This window comes from Herbaspirillum sp. B65 (genome assembly GCF_000333555.1).
In the GTDB taxonomy this organism is placed as follows: Bacteria; Pseudomonadota; Gammaproteobacteria; order Burkholderiales; family Burkholderiaceae_D; genus Herbaspirillum; species Herbaspirillum rubrisubalbicans.
The window spans coordinates 1-18,096 of record NZ_BADI01000226.1 but is presented as its reverse complement, the minus strand read 5'-3'; the positions used below and the strand labels follow the sequence as shown (position 1 = coordinate 18,096).

General features: G+C 63.1%; 21 protein-coding genes and 2 pseudogenes. 18 read left to right on the top strand and 5 right to left on the bottom strand.

Annotation, left to right across the window (positions count from 1 at the left end):
• Positions 1-119, top strand: a pseudogene (locus I5W_RS33150) (ferritin-like domain-containing protein); the annotation flags it as partial.
• Between the two features lie 149 nt (positions 120-268).
• Positions 269-751 carry a D-glycero-beta-D-manno-heptose 1-phosphate adenylyltransferase gene (rfaE2, locus tag I5W_RS05850; protein ID WP_017453698.1) on the top strand — a complete coding sequence of 161 codons (483 nt, stop codon included), beginning with the start codon at positions 269-271 and terminating at the stop codon, positions 749-751.
• A gap of 94 nt (positions 752-845) precedes the next feature.
• On the opposite strand, the gene I5W_RS05845 is transcribed toward rfaE2, so the two are convergent.
• Both I5W_RS05845 and I5W_RS05840 read right to left on the bottom strand, forming a co-directional pair.
• Positions 846-1,373, bottom strand: coding sequence for a copper chaperone PCu(A)C (locus I5W_RS05845; RefSeq protein ID WP_044528540.1), 528 nt, complete (start codon positions 1,371-1,373; stop codon positions 846-848).
• An 89-nt stretch (positions 1,374-1,462) separates the two neighbouring features.
• Complete coding sequence (locus tag I5W_RS05840) at positions 1,463-1,843, bottom strand: DUF2946 family protein (RefSeq protein WP_044528539.1); 381 nt, start codon at positions 1,841-1,843, stop codon at positions 1,463-1,465.
• Positions 1,844-2,065: 222 nt separating this feature from the next.
• Here I5W_RS05840 and I5W_RS05835 point away from each other — a divergent pair, with 222 nt between their 5' ends.
• The 4 genes from I5W_RS05835 (at position 2,066) to I5W_RS05820 (ending at position 5,993) form a co-directional block, all read left to right on the top strand.
• Positions 2,066-3,046, top strand: a complete 981-nt coding sequence (locus I5W_RS05835) for an ABC transporter substrate-binding protein (RefSeq protein WP_044528538.1) — start codon at positions 2,066-2,068, stop codon at positions 3,044-3,046.
• 144 nt (positions 3,047-3,190) lie between these two features.
• Positions 3,191-4,162, top strand: coding sequence for an ABC transporter substrate-binding protein (locus I5W_RS05830; RefSeq protein ID WP_026052191.1), 972 nt, complete (start codon positions 3,191-3,193; stop codon positions 4,160-4,162).
• A 141-nt stretch (positions 4,163-4,303) separates the two neighbouring features.
• Positions 4,304-5,197, top strand: a complete 894-nt coding sequence (locus tag I5W_RS05825; RefSeq protein ID WP_044528537.1) for an ABC transporter permease — start codon at positions 4,304-4,306, stop codon at positions 5,195-5,197.
• Between the two features lies 1 nt (position 5,198).
• Entirely contained in the window at positions 5,199-5,993 is a 795-nt protein-coding gene (locus I5W_RS05820) for an ABC transporter ATP-binding protein (RefSeq protein ID WP_044528536.1), read from the top strand.
• 121 nt (positions 5,994-6,114) lie between these two features.
• On the opposite strand, the gene I5W_RS05815 is transcribed toward I5W_RS05820, so the two are convergent.
• Both I5W_RS05815 and I5W_RS05810 read right to left on the bottom strand, forming a co-directional pair.
• On the bottom strand, positions 6,115-6,597 hold the full coding sequence (locus I5W_RS05815) for a tRNA (cytidine(34)-2'-O)-methyltransferase (protein ID WP_017453705.1): 483 nt from the start codon (positions 6,595-6,597) through the stop codon (positions 6,115-6,117).
• 36 nt (positions 6,598-6,633) lie between these two features.
• Positions 6,634-7,485: a ComF family protein gene (locus tag I5W_RS05810; RefSeq protein WP_044528535.1), complete on the bottom strand. Its 852-nt coding sequence runs from the start codon at positions 7,483-7,485 to the stop codon at positions 6,634-6,636.
• A gap of 115 nt (positions 7,486-7,600) precedes the next feature.
• Here I5W_RS05810 and I5W_RS05805 point away from each other — a divergent pair, with 115 nt between their 5' ends.
• From I5W_RS05805 to I5W_RS05775, 8 genes are all read left to right on the top strand, one after another.
• On the top strand, positions 7,601-8,545 hold the full coding sequence (locus I5W_RS05805) for a methyltransferase domain-containing protein (RefSeq protein WP_044528534.1): 945 nt from the start codon (positions 7,601-7,603) through the stop codon (positions 8,543-8,545).
• Positions 8,546-8,969: 424 nt separating this feature from the next.
• Positions 8,970-9,440, top strand: a complete 471-nt coding sequence (locus I5W_RS05800) for a DUF2244 domain-containing protein (RefSeq protein WP_044528533.1) — start codon at positions 8,970-8,972, stop codon at positions 9,438-9,440.
• 24 nt (positions 9,441-9,464) lie between these two features.
• On the top strand, positions 9,465-10,625 hold the full coding sequence (gene coxB / locus I5W_RS05795; protein ID WP_044528532.1) for a cytochrome c oxidase subunit II: 1,161 nt from the start codon (positions 9,465-9,467) through the stop codon (positions 10,623-10,625).
• Positions 10,626-10,643: 18 nt separating this feature from the next.
• The gene (gene ctaD, locus I5W_RS05790) at positions 10,644-12,263 is read left to right on the top strand and encodes a cytochrome c oxidase subunit I (protein WP_044528531.1); all 1,620 of its coding nucleotides are present in this window, start codon (positions 10,644-10,646) and stop codon (positions 12,261-12,263) included.
• 47 nt (positions 12,264-12,310) lie between these two features.
• On the top strand, positions 12,311-12,421 hold the full coding sequence (locus I5W_RS32770; protein ID WP_017453711.1) for a cytochrome oxidase small assembly protein: 111 nt from the start codon (positions 12,311-12,313) through the stop codon (positions 12,419-12,421).
• Positions 12,418-13,035, top strand: coding sequence for a cytochrome c oxidase assembly protein (locus I5W_RS05785; RefSeq protein WP_044528530.1), 618 nt, complete (start codon positions 12,418-12,420; stop codon positions 13,033-13,035). The genes I5W_RS32770 and I5W_RS05785 overlap by 4 nt, the downstream gene beginning before the upstream one ends.
• A 9-nt stretch (positions 13,036-13,044) precedes the next feature.
• The gene (locus tag I5W_RS05780; RefSeq protein ID WP_017453713.1) at positions 13,045-13,278 is read left to right on the top strand and encodes a DUF2970 domain-containing protein; all 234 of its coding nucleotides are present in this window, start codon (positions 13,045-13,047) and stop codon (positions 13,276-13,278) included.
• Positions 13,279-13,407: 129 nt separating this feature from the next.
• Positions 13,408-14,268: a cytochrome c oxidase subunit 3 gene (locus tag I5W_RS05775; protein ID WP_044528529.1), complete on the top strand. Its 861-nt coding sequence runs from the start codon at positions 13,408-13,410 to the stop codon at positions 14,266-14,268.
• Between the two features lie 87 nt (positions 14,269-14,355).
• On the opposite strand, the gene I5W_RS05770 is transcribed toward I5W_RS05775, so the two are convergent.
• A complete protein-coding gene (locus I5W_RS05770; RefSeq protein ID WP_017453715.1) occupies positions 14,356-14,556 on the bottom strand; it encodes a twin transmembrane helix small protein in 201 nt (66 codons plus the stop codon).
• Positions 14,557-14,661: 105 nt separating this feature from the next.
• Here I5W_RS05770 and I5W_RS05765 point away from each other — a divergent pair, with 105 nt between their 5' ends.
• The 4 genes and pseudogenes from I5W_RS05765 to cyoE all read left to right on the top strand — a co-directional run.
• Positions 14,662-15,381 carry an SURF1 family protein gene (locus I5W_RS05765; protein ID WP_044528528.1) on the top strand — a complete coding sequence of 240 codons (720 nt, stop codon included), beginning with the start codon at positions 14,662-14,664 and terminating at the stop codon, positions 15,379-15,381.
• On the top strand, positions 15,368-15,994 hold the full coding sequence (locus I5W_RS05760; RefSeq protein ID WP_044528527.1) for an SCO family protein: 627 nt from the start codon (positions 15,368-15,370) through the stop codon (positions 15,992-15,994). Before I5W_RS05765 ends, I5W_RS05760 begins: the two co-directional genes overlap by 14 nt.
• A gap of 42 nt (positions 15,995-16,036) precedes the next feature.
• Positions 16,037-17,173 (top strand): COX15/CtaA family protein, encoded by a 1,137-nt coding sequence (locus I5W_RS05755; RefSeq protein WP_044528526.1) that lies wholly within the window; start codon positions 16,037-16,039, stop codon positions 17,171-17,173.
• Positions 17,170-17,847, top strand: a pseudogene (gene cyoE, locus I5W_RS05750) (heme o synthase); the annotation flags it as partial. The gene I5W_RS05755 and the pseudogene cyoE, both read left to right, overlap by 4 nt.
• Between the last annotated feature and the right edge of the window lie 249 nt (positions 17,848-18,096).

Here is an 18,096-nt window from a genome sequence, read left to right as displayed (position 1 = left end):
GCATCCTGCACAACATGTCGCTGCTGTTCGAACGTACTTTCAGCAACGTCCAGGAGCTCAACCGCTACNGCAAGGAAGTGACCCAGCGCATCTGCCCGCCGGGCGCGGCGGCTGCCTGAGACTGAAGAAAACTTCATAGGTCGCTCCAGCGGCAAAGGTTGTCCGGCAGTAAGGCAGTACAATTGCAAAAGCCGCAACAAGCCGCAACTGAGGTTGCGGCTTTTTTCATCCTGCACCCCCAAGCCCACCCGAACCGATCCCGCTCAAGATGGCCGACTTCGAATCCAAACTCTGCACCCGCGACCAACTCCAGCAGCGCGTGGCCCAATTGCCCAAGCCGGTGGTGATGACCAATGGCGTGTTCGACATCCTGCATCGCGGCCACGTGACCTACCTGGCGCAGGCCCGCGCCCAGGGGGCATCGCTGGTGGTGGCGGTCAACACTGACGCCTCCGTCAAGCGCCTGGGCAAGGGCGATGACCGTCCCATCAACACCTGCGAAGACCGCATGGCGGTGCTGGCCGCCCTGGAGTCGGTGGCGCTGGTGGTCCCCTTCGATGAAGATACCGCCCTGGAAGCGGTGCAGCAGGCGCACCCGGAGATCTACGTCAAGGGCGGCGACTACGACATGCACGCCATCCCCGAAGGCCAGGCCGTGGCGGCCTATGGTGGCCAGGTGCTGGCCATTGCCTTCGAGCATGACCGCTCCACCACCAAGCTGCTGGCCAAGGTGCGCAAGCTGGCCGGCTGAGCGCGCCACGCAGTCAAAAAGAACAAGGCCGGCAGGAGCATTGCTCGCTGCCGGCCTTGTCATGTCAGGAACCGGCTGAGTCAGCCGGGCCGGTTCAGTGGTGCATGTGACCCTTCATGTCCTTCATATCCTTCATGTCATCCTTGCCAGCCGTGGTGGCCGCACGGTCTTCGACGTTGAAGGTCACCTCGATCTTGCCGGCCTTCTCGAAGGTCAGTGTGGCCGGCACCTTGTCACCCGCCTGTAGCGGCTTGGACAGGCCCATCAACATGATGTGGTAGCCATTGCCCGGTTGCATGGCGATCTTCTGACCGGGTTTGACTTCCAGCCCGCCATCGAGCTCGCGCATCTTCATCACATTGCCTTCCATGGCCATGGTATGGATCTCGCCCGACTTGGCCACTGGCGAAGACACTGCCACCAGGCGGTCCGGCGTGCTGCCCTTGTTTTCGATGCTCAGATAGGCGCCGGCAGCCGGCTGGCCCGGCACGGTGGCGCGGGCGTAGGGGTGGCCGATATCGAGCTGGCCCAGCTTGTAGTCATGCGCCTGCGACAGCGGAGCGGCCGCCAGCAGGGCAGCGGTGATGGCCAGGGTGGCCGTGCGTTGGAAAAAATGTTTCATATCGTTGAGTCCTGGTTGTCGTTTCGATTCCTGATAAGCGGGCCAGCGGCCAGCAAGGGTGGGCGCAAAGGCCCAAGGGACGGCGCTGATCAGGCAGGCGGCGCACGCGCCTGGGACGAACCCGGCACCAGGCTGGCCGAGCGCAGCGGCGGCAGCGCGCGCGCCAGCGGATAGCTCATTGCCGGCACGGGAGCGCCATCCCAGCCCGAACTCGGGGCAGGCGTGGCCGCCTGGTGGCCGCAGCACAAGGGGCAATGGCCGGCTGTCAGGTGCGCCGGGGCATTGCCGCTGTTACCACCCCCGACGCTGCAAATGGCCATGGCCGGCACGTCCCCCAGGCTGCGCGCAGCGGCCTGCTGCCACCAGGGGGCCGCCACCAGGGCCAGTACCAGCCACAGGCAACCCCATGCCGGCCGCCGCAGCCAGCGGCGGCGGGGAGCGGGATGGAGGAAGGCGTGGCGGGAAGACATGGGCAGGGATTATAGCAACCGCCCCCTAGGTTGCCCGGGCGCACGGTTGATGCCGATCATGCCCCGCCGCTTGATGGCGCAGAATGGCGCAGAACGCGAGTGCCCTGTGCGCCCGCCACCGGCGTGGCCGGCCCGCCTTCATGCAAATTGATTGTTCACATCCGCTAGGCTAGACTTACCCTCTTTTTCGGGTATTCCATCCATTTTTCCAAGGGAGACTGCATGTCCTATCACCACAAGCTGACGTTGCGCGCGCTGGTCGCCGCCCTGTCCCTGGCCGCCGTCTGTGCCGCCCCGGCCATGGCCGCCGAGAAGTCCGTCGCTGTGACCGCCATCGTCGAGCACCCGGCCCTGGACGCCATCCGTGACGGCGTGAAGGACGAGTTGAAGGAAGAAGGCTTCGACGCCGGCAAGAACCTGAAGTGGGAATACCAGAGCGCCCAAGGCAACACCGGCACCGCCGCCCAGATCGCCCGCAAGTTCATCGGCGACAAGCCGGATGTGATCGTGGCCATCGCCACCCCCTCGGCCCAGGCCGTGGTGGCCGCCACCAAGAGCATCCCGGTGGTCTATTCGGGCGTCACCGATCCGGTGGCGGCACAACTGGTGAAGGACTGGAAGCCTTCCGGCACCAACGTCACGGGCGTGTCCGACCTGCTGGAACTGGACAAGCAAGTCGATTTGATCAAGCGCGTGGTGCCCAAGGCCAAGCGCGTGGGCATGGTCTACAACCCCGGTGAAGCCAATTCCGCCGTGGTGGTCAAGGCCTTGAAGGAACTGCTGGCCAAGTCCGGCATGACCCTGGTGGAAGCCGCCGCCCCGCGTTCGGTGGACGTCGGCTCGGCCGCCAAGAGCCTGATCGGCAAGGTCGATGTGATCTACACCAACACCGACAACAATGTGGTCTCGGCCTATGAAGCGCTGGTCAAGGTCGGCGACGATGCCAAGATCCCGCTGGTGGCGTCCGACACCGACAGCGTCAAGCGTGGCGCCATCGCCGCCCTGGGCGTGAACTACTACGATCTGGGCCGCCAGACCGGCAAGGTGGTCGGCCGCATCCTCAAGGGTGAAAAGCCGGGCGACATCGCCTCGGCCACCAGCAGCAAGCTGGAACTGTTCGTCAACACCGCCGCCGCCCAGAAGCAGGGCGTGACCCTGGCGCCGGAACTGGTGAATTCGGCCAAGACCGTCATCAAGCAATAAACCGAGCCCGGTATGGAAGATCCCGCTGCGACGCGGGATCTTCTTTATTCGGCGGCAGCACCGTAGCGATTGTTTGCCCATACACATAACGGGCCCGGTCGAGAGGAACGCCGAGGCCTGATCACCATGAACGAGGAGAGGACCATGTTTGCAGTATCGAAGTCATTGCGCGCCATTGCCGGTGCGCTGGCCTTAAGCGCCATCTGTGCCTCGGCCCTGGCGGCCGAGAAGGTGGTGGCCATCACCTCCTTCGTCGAACACCCGGCGCTGGACGCCGTGCGCGACGGCACCAAGGATGAACTGATCGCCGAAGGCTTCGAGCCCGGCAAGAACCTGAAGTGGGATTTCCAGAGCGCCCAGGCCAATGCCGGTACCGCCGGCCAGATCGCCAAGAAGTTCGTGGGTGACAACCCGGACGTGATCGTGGCCATCGGCACCCCCTCGGCGCAGCCGCTGGTGGCCGCGACCAAGACCATTCCCATCGTCTACTCGGCCATCGCCGACCCCATGGCGGCGCAACTGGTCAAGGATTGGAAGCCCTCCGGCACCAACGTGACGGGCCTGTCGCACATGCTGGACCCGGTCAAGCAGGTCGAGATTATCAAGCGCGTGGTGCCTGAGGCCAAACGCGTGGGCGTGGTTTACAATCCGGGCGAAGCCAATTCCGTGTCGGCCCTGAACAACCTCAAGGGCGAGTTGCAGAAGGCCGGCCTGACCCTGGTGGAAGCCGCCGCCCCGCGTTCGGTGGATGTGGCGCCAGCCGCCAAGAGCCTGATCGGCAAGATCGATGTGATGTACACCACCACCGACAACAACGTGGTGTCGGTCTTCGAATCGCTGGCCAAGGTCTGCAACGACGCCAGGATCCCGCTGATCGCGTCGGACACCGGCAGCGTCAAGCGTGGTGCGGTCGCCGCCCTGGGCGTGAATTTCTACGACATGGGGCGCCAGACCGGCAAGGTCGTGGCCCGTATCCTGAAGGGGGAAAAGGCTGGCGATATCGCCTCTTCCCCGGTCAAGAACCTGGAGCTGTACGTCAATACTTCGGCGGCGCAAAAGCAGGGCGTGACCCTGTCGCCGGAGTTCCTGAAGTCGGCCACCAAGGTGCTTAACTAAGTACTCAACCCAGCGTGACCTGATTTGTCGGCCATGCACCGCTGGCGCCGCACCACCCGTGCTGTGCCAGCGCCACGCAGAAGACATTCGGCATGGGCGTACCGCGCCTGGCCGAATGTGTTTTTTTAAGAAAGTCCTTTTATGTCGCTGTATACCCTCCTGGGCGCCTTGGAGATCGGCCTGATCTTCAGTCTGGTCGCCCTCGGCGTGCTCATTTCCTTCCGCATCCTGGTATTTCCTGACCTGACCGTCGACGGCAGCTTCCCGCTGGGCGGCGCCGTGGCGGCCACCATGATCGCCGCCGGCTACAATCCCTTCCTGGCCACCTTCGTGGCCCTGCTGGCCGGTGCGCTGGCCGGTTTCATTACCGCCTGGCTCAACGTGCGCTTGAAGATCATGGATCTGCTGGCCAGTATCCTGATGATGATCGCGCTGTACTCGATCAACCTGCGCGTGATGGGTAAGCCCAACGTGCCCTTGATTTCCGAGCCGACCATCTTCACCATCCTGCAGCCGGACTGGATCCCCGACTATGTCGGCCGTCCGCTGATCCTGCTGGTGGTGGTGACCGCCGCCAAGCTGCTGCTGGACTGGTTCTTCTCTTCCGAGATCGGCCTGGCCATGCGCGCCACTGGCGCCAACGCCCGCATGGCGCGCGCCCAGGGCATCGCCACCGGTCGCGCCACGCTGGCCGGCATGGCCCTGGCCAATTCGCTGGTGGCGCTGGCCGGTGCACTGTTTGCCCAGACCCAGGGTGGTTCCGACATCTCGATGGGCATCGGTACCATCGTCATCGGCCTGGCGGCCGTCATCATCGGCGAGAACATCCTGCCGGCGCGGCGCCTGGTGTGGACCACGCTGGCGGTGATCCTGGGGGCGATCCTGTATCGCTTCTTCATCGCGCTGGCGCTCAATAGCGACTTCATCGGCCTGCAGGCGCAAGACCTGAACCTGGTCACCGCCGTGCTGGTGATGCTGGCCCTGGTGCTGCCCATGGGCAAGCGCAAGTTGAAACTGCTGAGAAAGGGAGCCTGAGATGTTGAAAGCCACCGATCTCAAGATCACCTTCAATCCCGGTACCCCCATCGAGAACCCGGCCCTGCGCGGCCTCTCGCTGGAAATCCCGACCGGCCAGTTCGTGGCCGTGATCGGCTCCAATGGCGCCGGCAAGTCCACCTTCCTCAATGCCATCTCCGGTGACCTGCTGGTCGATAGCGGCAAGATCGAAATCGACGGCACCGACGTCACCCGCAAGCAGGCCTGGGATCGTGCCGGCATGGTGGCGCGCGTGTTCCAGGACCCGATGGCCGGTACTTGTGAAGCGCTGACCATCGAAGAGAACATGGCCCTGGCCATGGCCCGTGGCCGCCGTCGCGGCTTCCACTTCGCCATTCGCGGCAAGATGCGCGAGCTGTTCCGCGAAAAGCTGGCGATCCTGAACCTGGGTCTGGAAAACCGCCTGACCGACCGCATCGGCCTGCTCTCCGGCGGCCAGCGCCAGGCGGTGAGTCTGTTGATGGCCTCGTTGCAGCCGTCGCGCATCCTGCTGCTCGATGAGCACACGGCTGCGCTCGACCCCAAGACCGCCGCCTTCGTGCTGGAGTTGACGGCCAAGATCGTGGCCGAGGGCAAGCTCACCACCATGATGGTGACCCACAGTATGCGTCAGGCACTGGACTATGGTGATCGCACCGTGATGCTGCACCAGGGCCGCGTGGTGCTGGATGTGTCGGGCCCGGAACGCGCCGGGCTGGACGTGCCGGACCTGCTGAAGATGTTCGAGCAGACGCGCGGGGAGAAGCTCTCGGATGATGCGCTGTTGCTGGGCTGACATTGACCGCAGCCCAGCCCTGGAGCAAAAGGCAAAAGGCCGTTCAGCACTGCGCTGGACGGCCTTTTGTTTTCTTACCTGTTACTTCACTTTTTCTAAGCCACGTTCCGACTGGGCGCGTTCAACTGCCGCCGTCATAGCCATTCTGGCGCCAAGCTTCATATACCACCACCGCCACCGTGTTGGACAGGTTGATGCTGCGATTGCCCGGCCGCATCGGCAAGCGGATGCGTTGCGCGGTGGGGAAGGATTCGCGCCGCTCGGGGGCCAGGCCGCGGGTCTCGGAGCCGAACACGAAGGTGTCGCCCGGCTGGAACGTCAGGCCCGCAAAGGGCGTGGAGCCATGCGTGGTCATGGCGAACATGCGCCTTGCATCGAATTGCGGATCTTGCCGGCGCTGGGCCAGGAAGCTATCCCAGTCGGGATGCACCTGCATGTTGGCATATTCGTGGTAGTCCAGTCCGGCGCGCCGCATCTTGGCATCATCGAGCGGGAAGCCGAGCGGCTCCACCAGGTGCAGTTGGGCGCCGGTATTGGCGCACAGGCGGATGATGTTGCCGGTATTGGGAGGGATCTCCGGCTCGACCAGGACGACGTGGAACAAAAAACTCTCCTGCAATAAAAAGATCGCCGACCCGGTTCAGGTCGGCAGGGTGCGCGCAAAGACCAGGTTGGTCACGCGCCGGGCGCCGTGCCGCTTGAGCACGATGGCCACTTCATTCAAGGTGGCGCCGGTGGTCATCACATCATCCACGATGCCCACGTGTAGTCCGCGCACCTGGTCCATGGCGGCGAAGGGCAGGGCGAAGGCCGAGCGCACGTTGCGGGCGCGTGCGCCCACCGGCAGCGCCGATTGCGCCTGGGTTTCCTTCTTGCGTTCGAGCAGGCGCGCCTGTACCGGAATATCCAGCAACTGGCCCAGCGGGCGGGCAATTTCCAGCGCCTGGTTGAAGCCGCGTTCCTGTAGCCGCGCCAGGCCCAGCGGTACCGGCGCCAGCACGGTGGGCAGCGGCAACTGCACGTCGCTGCCCGGGACCGGGTTGCGGCGGGTGGCGTCGTAGATCAGCCGGGCCAGCAGCGGCGCCAGTCGCAGGTCGCCACCGAATTTCAGGGCCAGGGCCAGCTGGTCGGAAGGGGCAAAATAATCGGTGGCCACGATGGTGGCATCGAAGGCCGGGCGATCCTTGAGGCAGGCGCCGCAGCGCAGTTCCTTGCCAGTCACCGGCATGGGCATGGCGCACTGGATGCAGCGGCGGTGCTGGCGGGTATAGAAGCGCTTGTGGCAGGGGGCGCACAGGGTCTCGCGCCCGGCCGCGCCGCACAGCGCGCAGGAAGAGGGCAGCAGTTGCGGCAACTGCGCCAAGAGGCGCTGCAGCCAGCCGGGGCCGGTCGCTTTGCCTGGCCGCGCGGGTGGGCCGCCGATGGCGCGGTAAGCGCTGCCCGGCTTGGCCTGGGGCGTTGCGGTGGCGGGTTTTGCGGGTTTGACATCCATGCTAGCTGCGCCCGGGAAAAATGGATTTCGACTAAACTACGCGCATTATCGCATCAGCCCCCGTGGATCTGCTGCTTACCTGTTTCCCTATTGCGTTTGCCGACGCCCTCACCCGATGTCCCTGCCGCCTCCTTCTGCCAGCGCCAAGCTGAGCGCTCCCATCGACCTGCCCCTGGTGCGCCGTCGCTTCGGCCAGCCACAACGGGTGGCCGAGTCCGATTTCCTGCGGCGTGAAGTCTCGGCACGGATGCAGGAGCGCCTGGCGCTGGTGAAGATCGACCCGCGTGAAGTCCTGGACGCCGGGTGCGGCGAGGGCGCCGACCTGCCGGTGTTGCAGAAGCGCTACCCGCAAGCCCAGGTGATCGGTCTGGATGGCGCCTATGCCATGTTGGCCAAGGCGGCCGACCACCAGCGCGGCGCGCAGACGGCGATGAACCGCCTGTTCGGCTCCATCAACAAGTGGCTGGGTTCGCCCCCCAGCGGCAACGGCCCGCAACTGGCCTGCGCCGATTTCGCCCGCTTGCCGCTGACCCCCAATGCGCTGGACCTGGTCTGGTCCAACCTGGCCCTGCACTGGCATCCCCAGCCTGATCGGGTGTTCGCCGAATGGCGGCGCGTGCTGCGGGTGGAGGGCTTGCTGATGTTTTCCTGCTTCGGCCCCGATACCCTGCGCGAGGTGCGCAGCGCCTTCGAGCAGATCGATCTGGCGCCGCACACCTTGCCCTTCGTCGATATGCACGACTTCGGCGACATGCTGGTCAATGCCGGCTTTTCCACGCCGGTGATGGACATGGAAACCATCACCGTCACCTATGAGACACCGCAGCGCCTGCTGGAAGACGTACGCGCCTGGGGTGGCAACCCGCTGGAGTCGCGGCGCCGCAGCATGATGAGCCGCGACCAGTACCAGCGCCTGCTGGCGGCCTTCGAGGCCATGCGTAAACCCGATGGCAAGATCCCGCTGAGCTTCGAGATCGTCTACGGCCATGCGTTCCGCCCGGTGCCCAAGACCACCGCGGCCGGCGAGAGCATCATTCGCTTCGAACGTCCACCGCGATAGTCACCATTTCATATCCGGCTTGGTTGCACAGCACTATCTGGCAGCCGGCATCGTTGCTGTGAGGTGACGCCCAGTGTTCCTTCGGGATCGGCGCATCCTGCGCAAAGCCGCGTCCATGCTGGTTTTGCGGGATGTGTTGTGACTCGCCGTAACAGCGCAAAAGCCCATTGCCGACAATGCCGCGGTGCGTGCTTGATCCATGGCGAGGTTAGCCCTTATACTCAAATCAGTAAAAAAATTCACATAAAGAAATCCCAGCAAGAACAAATAGCAAGAATAAATAAAGACCGCAAAACGGATAGCCACGGATAGCGCCAGTAACAGGCCGGCCACCCAGCAACACCGGGCCGCCGCCATCCAGTGAGACTTCCCAGCGGTGCGAAACAGAGACACGCTCGACTGCCCATCATGCTGGCGAGGTGCTATGGAGACGCGGGAATGGATACTGAAGCGCAATTGTTCGATTGCGCCACGCCAGCTGGCGTGGGTCTTCGCAATCCTTTGTATGGTTTCACTCACGGTCGCGCTGGGCTTTACGCTCCATGGCGCTTGGACCATCCTGGTTTTTTCAGTCATTGAATTATTGGCAGTGGGCGCGGCCATGCTGGTCTACGCCCGTCATGCCACGGATTGCGAAGTGGTGGTGCTGGAGGCGGATGGCCTGCTGGTCGAACTGATCGAGGGCGACCGCCGGCAGCGCAGCAAGTTGCCGTTGCAGGGCCTGCGCGTGATCGTGGCCATCGGTCACCAGGCACTGGTGGCGCTGGAAAGCGGGGGGCAGTGCGTGCATGTGGGGCGGTTCACAAACCAGTGGCAACGACGCGCCTTCGCGCAGGAGCTGGAACGCGAACTGGCCGCCAGGCTTGGCGGGACGGCCGCACTCTCATTCTTATAAATTGTTGGGCTCTAGAGGAAATCCATGAAACTTGCGAAGCGCCTTCAAACCTTGTCCCTCGGTGCCTCGCTGCTGACGGCCGGCTTGCCGGCCTGGGCAGTGGTGGACAGTCCGGGGGGGCCGGCCGTGCTGCAGACCAACTTCCAGCCGCCGGTGACCAAGATCGCCGAGCAGATCTACGACCTGCACATCATGATGCTGGTGATCTGCCTGCTCATCTTCGTGGCCGTGTTCGGGGTGATGTTCTATTCCATCATCAAGCACCGCAAGTCGGTCGGTCACAAGGCCGCCAGCTTCCACGAAAGCACTTCGGTGGAAATCGCCTGGACCGTGGTGCCATTCCTGATCGTCATCGGCATGGCCCTGCCGGCCACCAAGACGGTGGTGGCGATGAAGGACACCTCCAACGCCGACCTCACCATCAAGGTCACCGGGATGCAGTGGAAGTGGGGGTATGACTATCTGAAGGGCGAAGGTGAAGGAATCTCCTTCCTCTCCAGTCTGGCAACGCCGCGCGAGCAGATCACCGATCCGGCACTGAAGAAAAACGACAACTACCTCATCGAGGTCGACAACCCCGTGGTGGTGCCGGTCAACAAGAAGGTGCGCCTGGTCACCACCGCCAATGACGTGATCCACTCCTGGACCATTCCGGCCTTCGGCGTGAAGCAGGATGCCATTCCCGGCTTCGTGCGCGATACCTGGTTCCGCGCCGAGAAGATCGGTACCTATCGCGGTCAGTGCGTGGAACTATGCGGCAAGGATCACGCCTTCATGCCCATCGTGGTCAACGTGGTCAGCGAAGACGACTACAAGAAATGGGTCGATGGCAAGAAGAAGGAAATGGCCGCCAAGGCCGATGATCCCAGCAAGGTCTGGACGGTGGATGAGTTGAAGCAGCGTGGCGAGAAGGTCTATGTCGCCAACTGCGTGGTCTGCCACCAGGCCAATGGCAAGGGCGTGCCGGGATCCTTCCCGGCGCTCGATGGCAGCGCCGTGGTCAACGGCCCCAAGGCGACCCAGATCCACCTGGTGCTCAACGGCAAGAACGCCATGCCGGCCTGGAAGGGCATCTTGAACGACACCGAAATCGCCGCCGTGATCACCTACACGCGCAACAACTGGTCCAACAAGGCCCAGGAAAACATCGTGCAGCCGGCCGAAGTGCTGGCCGCCCGCAAGTAATCGTTTGGAGAACCGGACATGACTACCACCGTCGATCACGCCCCCGATCATTCCCACGATCACGCGCATGGGCATGGGCACGATGACCATTCACACGACCATCCGCACGGCTGGCGGCGCTGGCTGTTCGCCACCAACCACAAGGATATCGGCACGCTCTACCTGTGGTTCTCGTTCACCATGCTGCTCTCGGGAGGCGTGCTGGCCTTGCTGATCCGGGCCGAACTGTTCCAGCCGGGCCTGCAATTCTTCCGGCCTGAATTCTTCAACCAGTTGACCACCATGCACGGCTTGGTGATGGTGTTCGGTGCGATCATGCCGGCCTTCGTGGGCTTCGCCAACTGGATGATCCCCTTGCAGATCGGCGCCTCCGACATGGCCTTTGCGCGCATGAACAACTTCTCGTTCTGGCTGCTGCCACCGGCAGCGCTGCTCCTGGCCGGTTCCTTCCTGGCCCCTGGTGGCGCCACGGCAGCCGGCTGGACGCTGTATGCGCCGCTATCGACCCAGATGGGGCCCGGCATGGACATGGGCATCTTCGCCATGCACATCATGGGCGCCTCTTCCATCATGGGCTCGATCAACATCATCGTCACCATCCTCAACATGCGCGCCCCCGGCATGACGCTGATGAAGATGCCCATGTTCTGCTGGACCTGGCTCATTACCGCCTATCTGCTCATTGCCGTGATGCCGGTGCTGGCCGGCGCCATCACCATGACCTTGACCGACCGTCACTTCGGCACCTCCTTCTTCAACGCCGCCGGCGGTGGTGACCCGGTGATGTACCAGCACATCTTCTGGTTCTTCGGTCACCCCGAGGTCTACATCATGATCCTGCCGGCCTTCGGCATCGTCTCGCAGATCATCCCGGCCTTCGCCCGCAAGCCGTTGTTCGGCTATGCCTCGATGGTGTATGCCACTGCCTCGATTGCGATCCTGTCCTTCATCGTCTGGGCGCACCACATGTTCACCACCGGGATGCCGGTCACCGCGCAATTGTTCTTCATGTACGCCACCATGTTGATTGCCGTACCTACTGGCGTGAAGATCTTCAACTGGATCGCCACCATGTGGCGCGGCTCCATGACCTTCGAGACACCGATGCTGTTCTCGGTGGGTTTCATCTTCGTCTTCACCATGGGCGGCTTCACCGGCCTGATCCTGGCGGTCACGCCGATCGACATTCAGATGCAGGATACCTACTACGTGGTGGCGCACTTCCACTACGTGCTGGTGGCCGGTTCGCTGTTCGCGCTCTTCGCCGGCTACTACTACTGGGGCCCCAAGTGGACCGGCTTCATGTACAACGAATGGCGCGGCAAGTTCCACTTCTGGGCCTCGCTGATCACCTTCAACATCACCTTCTTCCCCATGCACTTCCTGGGCCTGGCCGGGATGCCGCGCCGCTATGCGGATTACCCGGCGCAGTTCACCGACTTCAACATGATCGCCTCCATCGGCGCCTTCGGCTTCGGGTTGTCGCAGGTGTACTTCCTGTTCTTCGTGGTGATCCCCTCCATCAAGGGCGGCAAGCAGGCCGAGGCCAAGCCCTGGGAAGGGGCCGAAGGCCTGGAGTGGACCGTGCCCAGCCCGGCGCCGTTCCATACCTTCGAAGAACCACCAGTGGTGAAATGATCCGCTGTGGATAAGACCATTCACCCCGTCATGCCAGGGAGTGCACCATGACCACCCGCAAGCAACCCAACAACCTGCGCACCGGCCTGCTGCTGGCTCTGGTGGCGCTGGCCTTCTTCGTGGGCATCTTCGTCAACCGCATCTGGTTTGCGCAATGAAGCGATCCTCTGACCCCGACCAGGAGCAGCCAGAGCGCGGCCTGAACCGCGTGATGCTGCGCAAGCTGGTGGTGGTGGCCGTGCTCATGTTCGGCTTCGGCTATGCCTTGATCCCGGTCTATCGCAAGATCTGCGAAGTGACCGGTGTGAACTTCCTCACGCCCAAGGATGCCACGGTCGAAGCGCCGGCCAACAGCCAGGTCGACAAGTCGCGCGTGGTCACGGTGGAGTTCGATGGCAACGCCCAGGGACCGTGGCGTTTCCGCCCTACGGTGGCCAGCTTGCAGGTGCATCCGGGCGAGATGACGCAGGTCACCTATGAAGTGGTCAACACCCAGGCGCGCAATGTCGATGCCCAGGCCATCCCCAGCTATGCGCCGCAGCAGTCGGCGGCCTTCTTCAAGAAGGTGGAGTGCTTCTGCTTCACCCAGCAGACGCTGGGACCGAACCAGGCCAAGCAGATGCCGGTGGTGTTCTACATCGATCCCAAGCTGCCCAAGGATGTGACCACGATCACGCTGTCCTATACCTTCTTCGAGATCAATGGCAAGGACAAGACGGCGAAATCGACAGTGCCGACGGGGTCAGCAGCATCGGCAGGATCGGCAGGATGAGGAGAACCCTTGAACGATGAGCTCAAACAGGCAGCCCAGCGCAAGGCCTCGTTCGGTGCGACCATGAAGGCGGTGTTCTGGTCCTTCTTCGGGGTGCGCAAGCGTAAGGATTACGAATCGGATGCCGCCAAGCTCAATCCGGTGCACGTGATCATCGCCGGCATCCTGGGCGCGGCCATCTTCGTGGCGGTGCTGGTGATCATCGTCAAGCTGGTGGTGGCCCGTGCCACGGGGGGCGGCTGAGCCAAGGGCCAGCAAGCCTAGTGCATTAGCAAAAAATGAATCTGGAATGCAAGGGCATTGCATACCGCTTAATGCCCGGCAAGACCAGCCAATCGCAATCGCAATCGGATTTCGTACCGGGAGAAGAACATGAGTTCGCAACAAGCCAAGGCGCCCTATTACTTCGTTCCAGGCCCGTCGCGCTGGCCGATGATGGCCGGCATCTCCATGCTCATCACCATGCTCGGGGCTTCGGCCTGGGTCAATGGCGTGGCCTGGGCGCCCTACGTCAATATCTTGGGCATCCTGATGGTGTTGGTGGTGCTGTACTACTGGTTCGGCGACGCCATCCGCGAGTCCGAGTCCGGCCTCTATAGCGAACGCATCGACCTGTCCTATCGCTGGAGCATGAGCTGGTTCATCTTCTCGGAGGTGATGTTCTTCGCGGCCTTCTTCGGTGCGCTGTTCTATGCCCGCAGCATCACCATGCCCTGGCTGTCCGACCTGGACCACAAGCTGATCTGGCCCGACTTCACCGGCCAGTGGGGCAATGTCGGTCCGGCCGGCACGGTGGAAAACTTCACCACCATGGGCCCGTTCCCCATCCCCACCATCAATACCTTGCTGCTGCTGTCCTCCGGCGTGACGCTGACCATTTCGCACCACGCGCTGCGCGCCGGCCATCGCACCCAGACCGCGGTGTGGCTGTTCCTGACCATCCTGCTGGGGGCGGTCTTCATGGGCTTCCAGGCCTATGAATACATCCATGCCTACAGCGAACTGAACCTCAAGCTCTCCTCGGGCATCTACGGTTCGACCTTCTTCATGCTGACGGGCTTCCACGGTTTCCACGTCACCATGGGCGCGATCATGCTCTCGGTGGTGCTGTATCGTTTGCTGCGCGGGCACTTCACGCCCACCCATCACTTTGCTTTCGAAGGCGCGGCCTGGTACTGGCACTTCGTGGACGTGGTGTGGCTGGGCCTGTATGTGGTGGTGTACTGGCTGTAAGTGCAGGCCGTCTCCGGGAAAAAACAAAGCCGCACTTCGATGCGGCTTTTTCTTGGAGCGGGTGGCGCTTAACGGAGGGCGCTGACCTCAGCGGATACCGGTCGGCTGTATCCAGCCCAGCTTGTAGCTCAGGAGGATGAACAGGAATAGCGCCACCGAGAAGCCGACCCGCAAGGTCAGCGCCTGCACGGTGCGGTTGCTCTTGCCCTTGTCGCGCATCAGGAAGATCAATGCCGAAGCCAGGCTGGCCAGGATCAGGACGAAGGCGATGGCGACGATGATTTTCATGACGGTAGAATTCCTGTCTCCATTGGCAAGCTTGCGGTATCCTGCCCTGGTTGAATGGGTGTTGTGTTCCAGTGTGTGAATCCATTGTAAGGCCAAACTTCATCGATGCCGACCCGCTTCGTTTTCCGCATCATCCCCTTTTGCGCCACCGTGATCGTGGCCGCCGCCGGCATCGCACTGGGCCAATGGCAGACCCATCGCGCCGAAGAAAAACAAGCCCTGCAACAGCGCCTGCAGATGCGTGCCAGTGAAGCGCCGTTATCGAGCCTGCCCGCTGCGGATGCTGCTGATGTGGAGTTCGCCCGTATCAAGCTGCGCGGGCAGTTTGTCCCGCAGTGGACGCTCTATCTGGAAAACCGCCCCTACCAGGGCAGCGTCGGCTTTTATGTGCTTACGCTGTTCCAGCCCGAGGGCAGTGCGCAAGCGGTGATGGTGGCGCGCGGCTGGGCCCCGCGTGATGCGCTTGATCGCACCCGGGTGCCGCAGGTGGCGCCGCCTGCCGGCGTGGTCGAGGTAGAGGGCGTGCTGCGTCGGGATGCCGGTCATGTGCTGCAACTGGGCCAGGCCGATGTGCCGCGACCGCAGGCCATCCTGCAGAACCTGGATATGCCCGCGCTGGCGCAGGCCAGTGGCGTGGCTCTCTCGCCCTTCGTGATCGAACAGGGTGGGGCGGCCGGCGATACGCTGGTGCGTGACTGGCCTGCGCCCGCACTGGGCATCGATCGTCATCGCGGCTATGCGGTGCAGTGGTATGCACTGGCGGCGATGGCCCTGATTTTTTTCCTCGTCACAGGATTCAAACGTGGTCGTCATGACAAAGCCTGAAGTCCCCCCGCAGACAAGCGCTGCTGACGCCGCGCGGCGCCGTCGCCTCGGCCGTTGGAAGATGCTGGCGGTGGTCGCGGTGTGCGTTGCGCCCTTGATCGCTTCCTATCTCACCTATTACGTCATCAAGCCGCAGAGTCGCAATAACTATGGCGCCCTGATCGATCCACGCCAGTATCCGATTCCTGATCTCGGCAGCACCGCCATCGACGGCGCGCCGGCCAAGCTGCAGGATTACCGCGGCAAGTGGGTGATGCTGCAGGTCGATGGCGGCCACTGCGGCGAGACTTGCCAGAACAAACTGCTGACCATGCGCCAGTTGCGGCTGATGCAGGGCAAGGAAATGGACCGCATCGAACGGGTCTGGCTGGTCACCGATCGGGAGCCGATTGCCACCCTCTTGCTGCGCGAATACGACGGAACCGATATCCTTCGGGTTGACGCCGGCAAATTGCAGTCCTGGTTGCCGGTCGATGCCGGGACTTCGGTCCAGGACCACATCTACCTGATCGACCCGCTGGGCAACCTGATGATGCGCTTCCCCAAGGATCCCGATCCCGGCAAGATGAAGAAGGACATTTCCAAGTTGCTGCGCGCCTCGTCCATCGGCTGATGCCCATGGAGCAGGCGTACCGTGACGCAAGCTTGACTCAAGATGAATGCAACGACGCTGATACAACTGGGCCTGACCGGGCTCGTGGTGGCCCTGATTCCGCTGGCGCTGGTGTGGCGCGCCCAGGGGGTGGCCAACAAATACCGCAAGCTGGTGTGGGTGACGCTGTTCTTTACCTTCGACCTGATCATGTTCGGCGCCTTCACGCGCCTGACCGACTCGGGCCTGGGCTGTCCTGACTGGCCGGGCTGCTACAGCCATGCCAATCCGTTGCTGGCGCATGAGCACATCAATGCCGCAGAAGAGGCCATGCCCTTTGGCCCCGTGACCTGGGCCAAGGCGTGGATCGAGATGATCCATCGCTATTTCGCCATGGCCGTGGGTTTCCTCATCATCGTGCTGATGGTGGTGGCGTGGCGGCGCTGGATCAGGTCGGGCAAGACCGAATTGCAGTTCCGCCCGTGGTTCCCGACTGCGCTGCTGGGCTTTGTCTGCCTGCAGGGCGCCTTTGGTGCCTGGACCGTGACCATGAAGCTGCAACCCATCATCGTCACCACCCATCTGCTGCTGGCCTTGACGCTGCTGGCCATGCTGGTGTGGCTGGCAGCGCGGCAGGAGACGCATGTGCCGGTCTCGGCGGCGGGCCGCGCCCTGATCGTGCCGGCCACCTTCGGTGCGGCGCTGCTGGCCTTGCAGATCGCGCTGGGCGGCTGGGTCAGCACCAATTACGCGGCGCTGGCCTGTTCCGATTTCCCGTTGTGCAATGGCAAGCTGGTGCCGGACATGGATTTCCAACACGGCTTCACGCTCTGGCGTCATCTCGGCATGACCGCCTCCGGCGACTACCTGCCGGTCGAAGCGCTGACCGCGATCCACTGGGTGCATCGCAGTTTTGCCTTTGTCGTCATCTTGTATGTTGTATGGCTGGCACAGCGCGCCTGGCGTGATGATGGCTTGCGCAAGACCGCCCGCTGGCTGTTGACGGTGCTGGGTTTGCAGCTCTGTACTGGGCTGGCGACCATCTATCTGAACTGGCCGTTGGCCATCGCCGTGCTGCATAACGGCGGTGCGGCGCTGCTGGTGATCCTGATGGTCATGTTAAACTACAAGGTCCGTTACGCACCCTCCAGCCTGGCCACCGCTGCTCCACCAGTGCATGCCCGGCCCGTCACGCCATGACCACATTGACCGCCCAACCCAACCGCATCGCCCAGTACTGGGCACTGACCAAGCCGCGTGTGACGCAGCTGGCGGTGTTCTGTGCCGTGATCGGCATGTTCCTCTCCACGCCTGAATTGCCGGACTGGCACAAGGTCATCTTCGGCACGCTGGGCATCTGGCTCTTGGCCGGTGCGGCTTTTGCCATCAATTGCCTGGTCGAGCGCGAAATCGATTCGCGCATGGCCCGCACCGCCCGCCGCCCGATGGCGCGCGGCGAGATCACGGTGGGCCAGACCCTGGTGTTCTCGGGTGTGCTGGGCGGCCTGGGCATGTGGGTGCTGTACAACCTGGTCAATCCGCTGACCATGTGGCTGACCTTCGCCACCTTCGTCGGCTACGCCATCATCTACACCATCATCCTGAAACCGGCCACCTCGCAGAACATCGTCATCGGAGGCCTGGCCGGTGCCATGCCGCCCGCGCTGGGCTGGGCAGCGATGGCCAATGACGTGCCGATGCAGGCCTGGGTGTTGGTGATGATCATCTTCATCTGGACCCCGCCGCACTTCTGGGCGCTGGCCATGTACCGCCGCGACGACTACGCCAAGTCGGGCCTGCCGATGCTGCCCATCACGCATGGCATGGACGTGACCAAGCTGCACATCCTGATGTACACCATTGCGCTCTTGGCGGTGAGGACACCAGTGCCGCCACCGGCAAGCTGCTCGACACCGTGGGCAAGATCGCGCTCAAGCCCAATGACCAGTCGCGTGTGCTCAATTCCGACCCGGTGGCCTCGGCCACCAATGTGGCGCCGGCCCAGCAGGTGACGATAGACCGTAACTCGGCCAGTGTGGGCAGTGACGGCAGTACCCAGTTCGCCCAGATCATCAGTGACAATTCGGCCTCGCTGACCAGTACCAGCGGTACCGGCAAGACCG